This is a genomic window from Micromonospora sp. DT63 (assembly GCF_049841615.1).
Lineage (GTDB): Bacteria > Actinomycetota > Actinomycetes > Mycobacteriales > Micromonosporaceae > Micromonospora.
On record NZ_JBNCKQ010000004.1, the window covers coordinates 49,734 to 62,632 of the forward strand.

Consider the following 12,899-nt stretch of genomic DNA (forward strand, 5'->3'; position numbering starts at 1 on the left):
CGGTCAGGCGGTCTCGGTGATCGGACGGTCGACCCAGCTCATCATCCCGCGCAGCTTCCGGCCGGTCTCCTCGATCGGGTGCGCCGCACCCTCGGCCTGCCACTTGGTGAAGTTCGGCCTGCCGGCCTCGTCCTCGGCGACCCACTCGCGGGCGAACTCGCCCGACTGGATCTCACCCAGGATCTTGCGCATCTCGTCCTTGACCCGGGAGTCGATGATGCGCGAGCCCCGGGACAGGTCGCCGTACTCGGCGGTGTCGGAGATGCTGTAACGCATCTTCGCGATGCCGCCCTCGTACATGAGGTCGACGATCAGCTTCAGCTCGTGCAGGCACTCGAAGTACGCGACCTCCGGGGCGTAGCCCGCCTCGGTGAGCACCTCGAAACCGGTCTGCACCAGCGCCGAGGCGCCGCCGCAGAGCACCGCCTGCTCGCCGAAGAGGTCGGTCTCGGTCTCCTCGGTGAAGGTGGTCCTGATCGCGCCGGCCCGGGTGCCGCCGATCCCCTTGGCGTACGCGAGGGCGAGCGCGAGCGCGTTGCCGCTGGCGTCCTGCTCGACGGCGACGAGACAGGGCACGCCCTTGCCGTCGCTGTACTGGCGGCGGACCAGGTGGCCGGGGCCCTTGGGCGCGACCATCGCCACGTCCACCTCGGCCGGCGGCTTGATCAGGCCGTACCGGATGTTGAAGCCGTGGCCGAAGAAGATCGCCTTGCCCGGAGCCAGGTGCGGCTCGATCGACTCGGCGTAGATCTTGCGCTGGGCGGTGTCCGGCGCGAGCACCATGATCACGTCCGCCTCGGCCGAGGCCTCTGCCGGCGTGAGCACCCGCAGGCCCTGCTCCTCGGCCTTCGGGCGGCTCTTCGAGCCCTCCGGCAGACCGATCACCACGTCGACGCCGGAGTCGCGCAGCGACAGCGCGTGGGCGTGCCCCTGGCTGCCGTAGCCGATCACCGCGACCTTCTTGGCCTGGATCAGGCCGAGGTCGGCATCGTCGTCGTAGTACACCTCAACGCTCATGAGAACTTCCCTTTCGTACGACGGCCTGAGTGCCCGTCGTGGTCTGTGCGGATGGGTCAGGCGGCGCGCAGCGCGGGGCCGGCGGTGATCGAACGCGAGCCGCGCCCGATCGCCACCAGCCCGGACTGGACCATTTCCTTGATGCCGAAGGACTCGAGGTCGCGCAGCAGCGCGTCGAGCTTGTCCGGTGTGCCGGTTGCCTCGATGGTCAGGGTGTCCGGTGCGACGTCGACCACCCGGGCGCGGAACAGGTTGACGGTCTCCAGCACCTGCGACCGCGCGGACCGGTCGGCACGGACCTTCACCAGCAGCAGCTCGCGGGCAACCGAGACCTGCGGATCCAGCTCAACGATCTTGAGCACGTTGACCAGCTTGTTCAGCTGCTTGGTGACCTGCTCCAACGGGGACGACTCCGCGTTGACCACGATGGTGATCCGGGAGACGTCCGGGTTCTCGGTCTCGCCGACGGCGAGGCTGTCGATGTTGAACCCGCGCCGGGAGAACAGGCCGGAGACCCGGGCGAGCACGCCGGGCTTGTTCTCCACCAGCACGGACAGCGTGTGCATCGTCATGCCATGGCCTCGCTTCGCTCGGTCATGGCATGGCCATGCGCAGCACTGAGCTTGATGATTCGTTCGCTTCGCTCACTCATGGTCAGATGTCATCCTCGTCGAAGACCGGGCGGACGCCACGGGCGAACATGATCTCGTCGTTGCTGGTGCCGGCGGCGACCATCGGCCAGACCATCGCGTCCTTGCCGACCACGAAGTCGATCACCACTGGCGCATCGTTGATCTCCATCGCGGCGGCGATGGTCTTGTCCACGTCAGCCGCGCTCTCGCACCGCAGCCCGACGCAGCCCAGGGCCTCGGCGAGCTTGACGAAGTCCGGGATGCGGTGCTTGTGGGTGCCGAGCTCGGTGTTGGAGTAGCGCTCGTTGTAGAAGAGCGTCTGCCACTGGCGGACCATGCCGAGATTGCCGTTGTTGATGACGGCGATCTTGACCGGGATGCCCTCCAACGCGCAGGTGGCCAACTCCTGGTTGGTCATCTGGAAGCAGCCGTCCCCGTCCACCGCCCAGACCACCGTGTCCGGCTTGCCGACCTTGGCGCCCATCGCCGCCGGAACCGCGTAGCCCATCGTGCCGAGGCCGCCGGAATTCAACCAGGTGTACGGCTTCTCGTAGGAGATGAACTGCGACGCCCACATCTGGTGCTGGCCCACCCCGGCCACGAAGATCGCGTCCGGGCCGACGATCTCGCCCAGCCGCTTGATCACGTACTGCGGGGACAGGGTCCCGTCGACCGGCTCGTCGTAGCCCAGCGGGTAACGGTTGCGCAGGTCGTCCAGCTGCGTCCACCAGTCACCGAGGTCGGCCGTGTGCCCCGCCGACCGCTCGGCGGTGACGGCGGCGATCAGCTCGTCGATGACGTGCTTGGCGTCACCGACGATCGGCACGTCCACGTGCCGGTTCTTGCCGATCTCGGCGGGGTCGATGTCCGCGTGCACGACCGCCGCGTCCGGGGCGAACGAGTCCAGCTTACCGGTGACCCGGTCGTCGAAGCGTGCGCCCAGCGCGACGATCAGATCCGCCTTCTGCAGGCCGTAGACCGCGGCGACCGTGCCGTGCATGCCGGGCATGCCCAGGTGCTGCTGATGCGAGTCGGGGAACGCGCCGAGCGCCATCAGCGTGGTGACGACCGGGATTCCGGTCAGCTCGGCCAGCCGGCGCAGCCCGTCGGTGGCACCGGCCTTGAGCACCCCGCCGCCGACGTAGAGCACCGGCCGCCGGGCCGCGGCCATCAGCCGCGCCGCCTCCCGGATCTGCTTGCCGTGCGGGTGCAGCGTGGGCCGGTAGCCGGGCAGGTCCAGGGTGGGCGGCCAGGAGAAGGTGGTCGACGCCTGGAGCACGTCCTTGGGGATGTCGACAAGCACCGGGCCGGGCCGGCCCGTGCTGGCCAGGTGGAACGCCTCGGCCAGCACCTGCGGGATCTCCTCGGCGGTCTGCACGAGGAAGTTGTGCTTCGTGATCGGCAGCGTGATGCCCTGGATGTCCGCCTCCTGGAAGGCGTCGGTGCCGATCGACGGGCGGGCCACCTGACCGGTGATCGCCACCATCGCCACCGAGTCCATGTACGCGTCGGCGATCGGCGTGACCAGGTTGGTCGCGCCCGGACCGGAGGTCGCCATGCAGACGCCGACCTTGCCGGTGGCCTGCGCGTACCCGGTCGCCGCGTGCCCGGCGCCCTGCTCGTGGCGGACCAGGATGTGCCGGACGGTGGAGTCGTAGAGCGGGTCGTACGCCGGCAGGATCGCGCCGCCCGGGATGCCGAAGACGACGTCGACGCCGAGCGCCTCCAGGGACCGCACCAGCGAGCCGGCGCCGGAGACCTGGGCCGGCGCGGCTGTCCGTACGGCCGGGACAGCCGGGGTGGCCGCGGCGCGCGCGGCGGCGGGGTCGACGGTGCCGGCCGGGTCGGCGGTCGCGCGGGCCCGCCGGGCGGTGTGGGCGAGGGTCTCGGGCGTGGGTCTCGTCATGGCGGTTCTGGCCTTCGGCTGGAGTGGCTGGGGCTTGTTCAGCGATGCGAGGCGGGCATGGGCCCGTCGCGACAGGTTCCGACGGCAATAAAAACGGCCCTCGTGCAGATGCACGGGGCCAGCGCACTCTCGATGAGGGAGAGTGCGCTCAGGTAAGTACTCGCAGCGACCGGTACGACGACATGCGGCTAAGCCTGACGCATCTCACGCGATGAGTCAACTGATCCCACATGTTGGTTAACGGAGGGCGGCGAGTCGGCCGACGCCGCGCCGTCACCAGACGGCATGACCTGGCCGGACCCGCCGGAAACCCGGCGCGGAGCGGGCAGCGGAGCGGGCCGCGCACCCGGCGAGGTGGCCGCCTCCAGCATCGCCTCCAGGTGCTCGGCCGGCACTCCCCAGCCGAACAGCGCGCCCTGCCCGAACCGGCAGCCCGCGGCGACCACCGCGGCCAGCTCGGTAGGCGTGGTGACCCCCTCGGCGATGACCTCCAGGCCCAACTGGTGGCCCAGCCGCATCACGATGTCGACCATGGGCGCGAACGCCGGACCGTCCTGGCCCACCGGGCGGACCGGCTCGTGCTCGGCCACCAGGCTGTGGTCGATCTTCAGGATGTCGATCGGCAGCCGGCGCAGCTGCCCCAGGGACGAGTAGCCGGCGCCGAAGTCGTCCAGCGCGATCCGTACGCCGGTCAGCCGCAGCGCGGTCAGTCGCCGGATCAGCTCGTCCAGGTCGGTGGCGACCGCGTGCTCGGTGACCTCCAGCACCAGCCGCTGCGGCGGCACATGGTGGGCGCGCAGGGCCTCGGCGACCTGGACCACGTACTCCGGGGCGTGCAGCTCGCGCGGCGAGACGTTCACCGAGACCCAGACGTCGTGCCCGTCGCTCAGCCAACGGGAGAGCTGGTAGCAGGCCTGGTGCAGCACCCAGGCGCCGAGCGTGGCGATCATCCCGCACTCCTCGGCGAGCGGGATGAACTCGTCCGGGCGGATGTTGCCCAGCTCGGGGTGGTGCCAGCGCAGCAGCGCCTCGGCGCCGACCGGCCGCACCGACGGCAGCGACGCCACCGGCTGGAAGGCCAACCGCAGCTCGTCGCGCTCGATCGCGCCCCGCAGCTCGTGCTCCAGCGTGGTGCGGCGGCGCAGCAACTGGTCGTACGCGGCGTCGTAACGCTCGATCCGGTTCTTGCCCCGCTGCTTGGCGTAGCGCAGCGCCAGGTCGGCGTGGCGCAGCAGCAGCTCCACGTCGGGTTCGCCGGCCCACCCGGCCACGCCGATGCTCACGGACAGAAAGACCGGGCCTTCCGGCTGGTCGTACGGCCGGTTGAGCACGCCGAGCAGCCGCTCGGCCACCCGGTCCGCCTCGGTGGGCGGGGCCGGCATGAGCACGGCGAACTCGTCGCCGCCGAGCCGGGCCGCCACGTCACCCGGGCGCAGGTTGCCGCGCAGCCGGCGGCCCACCTCGGCCAACACGGCGTCGCCCACGTCGTGGCCGCGCATGTCGTTGACGTTCTTGAAGCCGTCCAGATCCAGACCGAGCAGCACGCACGGGGTGCCCGCCGCCGCGCCGTCGTGCAGCGCGCGCAGCAGCCCCCGCCGGTTGGCCAGCGACGTCAGCGGGTCGGTGTGCGCCAGCTCGCGGAAGTGCGCCTCCCGCTCGGCCAGCCGGCCGGCGTAGTCCCGGACGTCCTTGAGGGTGAGGTACTGCCGGGCCACCAGGGCGAAGCCCTCGACGCTGCCGGCGACGATGGCGGGCGCCGTGAACCGCCCGTCCTGCAGGAGGTGGTACATCGCCGAGGCCGCCATGGCCAGCATCGGGGCGATGGCGTACTCGCCGTCGCGACCGATCAGGTCCAGCTCGACGTGCCCGGGCCGGTCGGCCTGGTGGACGGCGAGCGCGGTGGTCAGCAGGCCGGCCGCCAGCACCGCGGCGCCGGCGAGCGCCATGGTCGGCCCCGCCTGGCAGAGCCCGGCGCTGAGGCCCAGCCCGCCGCAGCTCACCGCGCTGATCCCGGCCGTGAGCACGGCCAGCCGCTGACGCGGGGCGGCCGCCCGGAAGACGACGATCACGGCGAGGCCGGCGCCGAGCGCAGCGCTCACCGTCGCCACCAGGATCGCCGGGCAGGCCATCGGCGTGGCGGCGCCGAGCAGCCGGGTCGGCTCGGAGAAGAGCACCCAGCCGACGAACCACAGCGCCGCCGCCATGGTCAGACCGTCCAGGGCGAGCCGGGCGGTCCCCGCGGCGGTGGCGGCGACCCCCGGCAGCCGGAGCAGCCCGGCCGCGAAGGCCAGCCCGCTCACCGCCGTGCCGATCGCCGCCACGGTGGCCCAGCCGGTGCGCTGACTCTGCTCGTGGGCCCAGTGCTCGTTGGTGGAGAGCACGGCCACCAGACCGACCAACAGACTGGCCAGGGACGTCCCGGCGGCGGCCGCGAGCAGCAGGTGCGCCGGCCGGCGCGGCCCGCTGCGCCTCCGCGCGACAATGGTCAGCAGCACGGTGGCCGCGCCTGCGACCAGACCGCTCAACGCCGCGACGGCGACCATGCCCGGGGGGAGATGCACGCCATCAAGAGTGCCGGATGAGCGCACGCCGTGGGAGACCGGATGTGCATCTGTTGGGACACGGCGGATACACCGGATGCCTGACGCGGCGGCGGTGTCATGCTGGTACGCATGCCTGAGCTGCGATCGAGGACTTCCACACACGGTCGGACGATGGCCGGCGCCCGGGCCCTCTGGCGGGCCACCGGGATGACCGACGACGATTTCGGAAAGCCGATCGTCGCCATCGCGAACAGTTTCACCCAGTTCGTGCCGGGTCACGTCCACCTGAAGGACATGGGCGGTCTGGTCGCCGACGCGGTGGCCGAGGCCGGCGGCGTCGGGCGGGAGTTCAACACGATCGCTGTCGACGACGGCATCGCGATGGGCCACGGCGGCATGCTCTACTCCCTGCCCAGCCGGGAGTTGATCGCCGACGCGGTGGAGTACATGGTCAACGCGCACTGCGCGGACGCCCTGGTCTGCATCTCGAACTGCGACAAGATCACCCCGGGCATGCTGCTGGCCGCGCTGCGCCTCAACATCCCGACCGTCTTCGTCTCCGGCGGCCCGATGGAGGCCGGTAAGACGACGGCGATCGAGGGCGTCGTGCACAGCAAGATCGACCTGATCGACGCGATGATCGCGTCGTCGAACGAGGCGGTCACCGACGACCAGCTCGGCGAGATCGAACGCTCCGCCTGCCCCACCTGCGGCTCCTGCTCCGGGATGTTCACCGCCAACTCGATGAACTGCCTCACCGAGGCGATCGGGCTCGCCCTGCCCGGCAACGGTTCGACGCTGGCCACCCACGCCGCGCGCCGGTCGCTCTTCGTCGAGGCCGGCCGCACCGTCGTGGACATCGCCAAGCGGTGGTACGACGGCGACGACGACTCGGTGCTCCCCCGCACGGTCGCCTCCAAGGCCGCCTTCGAGAACGCGGTCGCCCTGGACGTGGCGATGGGCGGCTCCACCAACACCGTGCTGCACCTGCTGGCCGCCGCCCGCGAGGCGGAGCTGGACTTCGGCGTCGCCGACATCGACGCCATCTCCCGGCGGGTCCCGTGCCTGGCCAAGGTCGCCCCGAACTCCCCGAAGTACCACATGGAGGACGTGCACCGGGCCGGTGGCATCCCGGCGATCCTCGGCGAGCTGGACCGGGCCGGGCAGCTCAACCGGAACGTGCACGCCGTGCACTCCCCCTCGCTGGCGCAGTGGCTCTCCGACTGGGACGTGCGCGGCGGCTCGCCGACGCCGACGGCTGTCGAGCTGTTCCACGCGGCACCGGGAGGGGTCCGCACCGTCGAGCCCTTCTCCACCACCAACCGCTGGTCGACGCTCGACACCGACGCGGCCGAGGGCTGCATCCGCGACCGCGAGCACGCGTACTCCGCGGACGGCGGCCTCGCCATCCTGCACGGCAACCTGGCCCCGGAGGGCTGCGTCGTGAAGACCGCAGGCGTGCCGGACGACTGTCTGACCTTCCGCGGCCCGGCGAAGGTCTACGAGTCGCAGGACGACGCGGTGACCGCGATCCTCGCCAAGGAGGTCGTCGCCGGCGACGTCGTGGTGATCCGCTACGAGGGCCCCAAGGGTGGCCCCGGCATGCAGGAGATGCTCTACCCCACCTCGTTCCTCAAGGGTCGTGGGCTGGGCCGCTCCTGCGCGCTGCTCACCGACGGCCGCTTCTCCGGCGGCACGTCCGGCCTCTCCATCGGGCACGCCTCCCCCGAGGCCGCCTCCGGCGGGCTGATCGCCCTGGTCCGCGAGGGCGACGAGATCGTCATCGACATCCCGGGCCGGTCCATCGAGCTGAACGTGCCCGCCGACGAGCTGGAGGCGCGACGGGTGGCCGAGGAGAAGCGCGACAAGCCGTACACCCCCGTGGACCGGCAGCGGCCGGTGTCGGCGGCGCTGCGCGCGTACGCCTCGATGGCCACCTCGGCCAGCGACGGCGCCTACCGCCGCGTCCCGGAGTAGACAACAGGCCGCGACCACGCGACGTCGGCGATATCGGGGCATCCCGTCGACCCGGATGCCCCGATATCAGCCGGTCGGGCCGATCGCCACGGAGAGCGCGGCCGCACGGGCGTGCCGGATCGCGGCCGGCGTGTCGGTGAAGACCAGCCCTTCGCGGCGCAGCTCGTCAGCCACCCCCAGGGTGGTGAGCACCTGGTCGTGGGCGGGTGTGATGCCGGAGAGCAGGACGGCGATGCCGCGTCCGCGCAGCCGTCGGATCGCGTCACCGAGGACGTGCGCGCCGGTGGCGTCCATGGTGGTCACGCGGGACATCCGGAGGATGACCACGCGAACGTCGGCGACCTCGGAGAGTTCGAGCAGGAAGGTGTGGGCCGCGGCGAAGAAGAGCGGCCCGTCCAGCCGGTACGCGACGATGTGTTCGGTGAGCAGCGCGTACTCCTCGTCGCTGTGTTCACCGGGGTCGAGGGGCACCTGTTCCAGCCGGGCGCTGCGGGCTACCGCGCGCAGGGCCAGCACCACGGCGACGCCGACGCCGACCGCCACGGCGGTGACGAGGTCCCAGATCACCGTGACGGCGAAGGTGAGTACCAGCACTATCGCGTCGCCCCGGGTGGCGCGGGCCAGCGCCCACAACGAACCAGCCTCCACCATGCGGACCGTGGTGGCCAGCAGGACCCCGGCCAGGGCGGCGAGCGGGATCCGGCCGACCAACGGCGCGGCGGCCAGCACGATGGCGGCGAGGGCGACGGCGTGGGTGAGGGCCGCCAGCTTCGAGGCCGCCCCGGCGCGGACGTTGACCGCCGTACGGGCGATGGCGGCGGTCGCCGGAATGCCGCCGAAGAGCGGGGCGGCGAGGTTGGCCAGCCCCTGACCGAAGAGTTCCCGGTCCGGGTCGTGCCGCTCGCCGACGGTCATGCCGTCGGCGACGGTGGCGGAGAGCAGGCTCTCCAGGGCGGCGAGCGCGGCGACGGCGAGCGCGCTGGGCAGCAGCACGCCGAGCGCGCCGAGGTCGAGGAAGCCGAGTGAGGGCGCTGGTAGGCCCTGCGGCAGCGCACCGATCCGGACCAGGTCGAGCGGCGCGACCTCGGCGAGGACGGTGGCGGCCGCCACGCCGAGCAGGGAGAACGGCAGGCCCGGCCGCCACCGGGCGCCCAGCAGCATCAGCGCCGCGACGGCGAGGGCCACCGCGAGCGCCGCCGGCCGCGGGTGTACGACGAAACGGGCTACCGCGTCGGCGGCGACGGCCCAGACCTTCTCCCCGTGCGCGTCGGTGACGCCGAGCGCGGCGGGCACCTGTTGCAGGGCGATGACCACGGCGATGCCGGCGGTGAAGCCCTCCAGCACCGGGGTGGGCAGGTAGCGGACGTACCGGCCCAGGCGGGCCACGGCGAGCGCGATCAGCACCAGGCCGGCCATCGCCCCGACCATGAGCACGCCGGTGGCTCCGAACTGCTGCACCACCGGCACCAGCACCACGGTCATCGCCCCGGTCGGCCCGGAGACCTGGAGGTTGGAGCCGCCGAAGACGGCGGCCACCGCGCCGGCGATCACGGCGGTGATCAGACCGGCCTGGGCGCCGAGCCCCGAGGTGACGCCGAACGCCAACGCCAGTGGCAGCGCCACCACCGCCACGGTGAGCCCGGCCAGCAGGTCGCGGCGCGGTGAACGGTGGACGGCCGCCCAGTCGGCCCGGCCGGGCAGCAGCCCGAGGATCCGCTCACGGGTCGCCCGGATGGCGACGCTCACCGGTCGCCGCTCGTGGCGCGCAACTCGTCGAGGAGGGAGTCCCGGTCGGTCAGGACCGAGCCGAGGATGCGTCGACCGGCGGCCAGCAGGTCGGCGACGTCGGGGGTGCTGAGCTCGTACATGACGAGGGGGCCGTCGCGGTGTGAGGTGACCATTCCGGCCCGCCGCAGCACGGCGAGCTGCTGGGAGAGATTCGATGCCTCGACCTCGATCATGGCGAGCAGGTCGCGGACCGGTTTCGGGCCGTCCTGGAGCAGCTCCAGCACCCGGATGCGCACCGGATGCCCGAGGGTGCGAAAGAGCTCGGCCTTCGCCTGGTACAGCGGCACCGACATGAACACCCCTCCCCGGTCGACACGAAGACTTTATCACTTGAAGAAATCTTCAACTAGCGGCCAAGGCGGTGGCCGGACGGCACACGCGCCGACGAGCGTCATACCTGTGAGTCATAGATATGACTCACAGGTATGACGCTTACCACCGCACCAGCCTCCGGGCCGGTCGGCCGGTAACGGTCTCCTAGCTCCGCTCGATGTCGTTCACGCAGCGCAGCACCGGCCGACGGGTCAGGGCCGCCCCGTCCAGTGACGCGCCCGCGCTCACCGTGAACGTCGTCGACTCGCCGGGCAGCAGGGTGACCAGGGCGCTGTCCACTGTGGCTAAGGCATCCAGCCGATCCGGGAAGAGGGTCAGGTCGCGCAGCACCGTGCGCGCCGTCACCCGGACCCGCTGACCGCCCTCGACCGGCTCGACGGTCGCGTCCCACGCCGCCGCCGGCCATTCGACGTCCCGGTCCTCGGCGAAGAACCACAGCGCCCGCTCCACGGCGTCGCCAGCCTCCGCGACCAGCAGCTCACGGCGGCTCTCGTCCGGCCGCGCCAGCTCCGCCGGCAGCGACAGCACCACCGAGGAGTACGCCGGGACGTCGAGGTCGACCGAGGTCTTCGCCCTCGGCTCCCCGGCGAGGGTGGTGCGGGTGACCGTGGCCGGCGCGGTCCATGCCTCGGCTGTCTCGTTCACCGCCACCAGGGCCAGCCCACCGTCGCGGGGCTGCACTGTCAACAGCCGGTCGGCGTACGCGTGGCGCAGCGCGTACCACAGGGGTTTGCGGCGACCGTCGCCGTCGACGGCCGACCAGGAGGTGACCGGCCAGCAGTCGTTGAGCTGCCAGACGATCGTGCCGGCGCAGACGTCGCGGTGGGAGCGGAAGTGCTCCACCCCGAGCTGGATGGCCCGCGCCTGGTTGAGCTGCGTCAGGTAGTGCCAGTCGTCGAAGTCGGCCGGGGCGGGCAGGTGCGCGTCCAGGCCCCGCTGGAGCTTGGCGTCGCCGTTGGCGGCCTTCTGGTGGTGCGCCATCCCGGGTGAGTCATGCGCGAGCGGCTCGTCGGAGATCGACCGGCGCAGCGTCGCGTACGCCGGTGGGGCCTGGTAGCCGAACTCGGCGACGAAGCGCGGGACGTACTCCCGGTATTTCGTGTAGTCGTCGGTGTTCCACACGTCCCAGATGTGGGTGGTGCCGTGCGCCGGGTCGTTGGGGTGGACGGCGTCGGTGCCCGACCAGGGGCTGCCCGGCCAGTACGGGCGGGTCGGGTCCAGTTCGCCGACGATGCGGGGCAGGACGTCGAGGTAGTAGCCCCGGCCCCAGGTGCGGCCGGCGAGGGGTTCCTGCCAGTCCCAGTCGTGCCAGCCCCAGATGTTCTCGTTGTTGCCGGTCCACAGGACCAGCGACGGGTGCGGCGTCAGCCGGGTCACCTGCTCGGCGGCCTCGGCGGCGACCTCGCTGGCGAACGGCTCCTCCTCGGGGTACGCGGCGCAGGCGAAGAGGAAGTCCTGCTGGACGAGCAGACCGCGTTCGTCGGCGAGCTCGTAGAAGTCCTCCGACTCGTACCGGCCGCCGCCCCAGACGCGCAGCAGGTTGACGTTGGCCCCGATCGCCTGGTCGAACCGCCCGGCCAGCCGATCGCGCGTGATCCGGGTGGGGAACGCGTCGTCGGGGATCCAGTTGACGCCCCGGACGAAGACCGGAACGTCGTTGACCGACAGCACGAACGGGGTGCCGTGTTCGTCGGGGGTGGTGTCCAGCCGCACCGAGCGGAAGCCGATCCGCCGCGACCAGCCGTCCAGGGTGTCCCCGTCGGGCGCGTGCAGGGTCACCTCCAGCAGGTGACGGCTCTGTTCGCCGTACCCTCGTGGCCACCACAGCGCGGGCTCGCGGACGGTGAGGGTCAGCACGGCCGTGCGCTGCCCGGCCGGAACGACCACCTCGGCATGGGCGTCGGCGACTGTGGCGCGGACGGTCAGCGGGACGTCCGCGACCCGCTCGACCTCGACGTGCACGTCGACCCGGCCGTCGCCGCCGCCGAGGGTGACCAGCGGGCGGACGCCTGCCAGCCGGGCCGTTGACCAGGCGTGCAGGGCGATGTCCTGCCAGATGCCGGCGGTCACCAGCGTCGGCCCCCAGTCCCAGCCGAAGTTGCAGGCCATCTTGCGGACGAACTGGAAGGGCTCCGGATACGCGTTGGGGCGGTCGCCGAGGCGGTCGCGCTGCGCCTCGGCGTAGCGGTAGGCCGATCCGAACGCGACGGCCAGGTCGTTGTCGCCGTCGCGCAGCGACGAGGAGACGTCGAACCGGTGGCCGCGGTGCATGTTCTCGGTACGGCCGACCTCGACCCCGTTGACGCTGATGGTGGCGACGGTGTCCAGGCCGGCGCAGACCAGGTCGACCCGGTCGTGGTCGCCGGCCGGAGCCCCGAAGGTCGTCCGGTAGTGCCAGTCGGTACGCCCGATCCAGGCCAGGGACAGCTCGTTGTCGTCGAGGTATGGATCGGCGATCAGTCCGGCGTCGAGCAGGTCGGTGTGCACGCACCCGGGGACGGTCGCCGGCACGGACCGACCGGCGATCTCCGCCGGCACCTGCGCTCCGGGTGCCGCCCGCAGGGTCCAGCCGTCGTGGAGTGCCTGTCGACTCAAGACTTCACCGCACCTTCGTGACCTTCGTGGTCGAGAGAACGTGGACTGAACCGGATAAGCTCAGCCACCGTACGATTCGACTTCCGGGCTGTCAAAGACCGGTTGACG

At 71.8% G+C, this 12,899-nt stretch carries 8 protein-coding genes; 1 reads left to right on the forward strand and 7 read right to left on the reverse strand.

The annotated features are described in order from the left end of the window. Window positions 1-3: 3 nt before the first annotated feature. The 4 genes from ilvC to ACLQ27_RS16065 all read right to left on the reverse strand — a co-directional run bounded on the left by ilvC (window position 4) and on the right by ACLQ27_RS16065 (window position 6,098). Window positions 4-1,017, reverse strand: coding sequence for a ketol-acid reductoisomerase (ilvC, locus tag ACLQ27_RS16050; protein WP_234581295.1), 1,014 nt, complete (start codon window positions 1,015-1,017; stop codon window positions 4-6). 56 nt (window positions 1,018-1,073) lie between these two features. Continuing rightward, window positions 1,074-1,589, reverse strand: a complete 516-nt coding sequence (gene ilvN / locus ACLQ27_RS16055; RefSeq protein ID WP_124815780.1) for an acetolactate synthase small subunit — start codon at window positions 1,587-1,589, stop codon at window positions 1,074-1,076. An 82-nt stretch (window positions 1,590-1,671) separates the two neighbouring features. Then, a complete protein-coding gene (locus ACLQ27_RS16060; protein WP_357494184.1) occupies window positions 1,672-3,555 on the reverse strand; it encodes an acetolactate synthase large subunit in 1,884 nt (627 codons plus the stop codon). A 188-nt stretch (window positions 3,556-3,743) separates the two neighbouring features. Beyond that, complete coding sequence (locus ACLQ27_RS16065; RefSeq protein WP_425867863.1) at window positions 3,744-6,098, reverse strand: putative bifunctional diguanylate cyclase/phosphodiesterase; 2,355 nt, start codon at window positions 6,096-6,098, stop codon at window positions 3,744-3,746. 129 nt (window positions 6,099-6,227) lie between these two features. On the opposite strand from ACLQ27_RS16065, the gene ilvD reads away from it, so the two are divergent. Continuing rightward, window positions 6,228-8,075 carry a dihydroxy-acid dehydratase gene (gene ilvD, locus ACLQ27_RS16070; RefSeq protein WP_234581299.1) on the forward strand — a complete coding sequence of 616 codons (1,848 nt, stop codon included), beginning with the start codon at window positions 6,228-6,230 and terminating at the stop codon, window positions 8,073-8,075. Between the two features lie 66 nt (window positions 8,076-8,141). Here ilvD and ACLQ27_RS16075 read toward each other — a convergent pair whose 3' ends face one another. From ACLQ27_RS16075 to ACLQ27_RS16085, 3 genes are all read right to left on the reverse strand, one after another. After that, entirely contained in the window at window positions 8,142-9,821 is a 1,680-nt protein-coding gene (locus ACLQ27_RS16075; RefSeq protein ID WP_425867395.1) for a SulP family inorganic anion transporter, read from the reverse strand. Continuing rightward, window positions 9,818-10,156, reverse strand: a complete 339-nt coding sequence (locus ACLQ27_RS16080) for an ArsR/SmtB family transcription factor (protein WP_357494178.1) — start codon at window positions 10,154-10,156, stop codon at window positions 9,818-9,820. Before ACLQ27_RS16080 ends, ACLQ27_RS16075 begins: the two co-directional genes overlap by 4 nt. A gap of 184 nt (window positions 10,157-10,340) precedes the next feature. Then, entirely contained in the window at window positions 10,341-12,791 is a 2,451-nt protein-coding gene (locus ACLQ27_RS16085) for a glycoside hydrolase family 2 protein (RefSeq protein WP_425867397.1), read from the reverse strand. Window positions 12,792-12,899 lie beyond the last annotated feature (108 nt).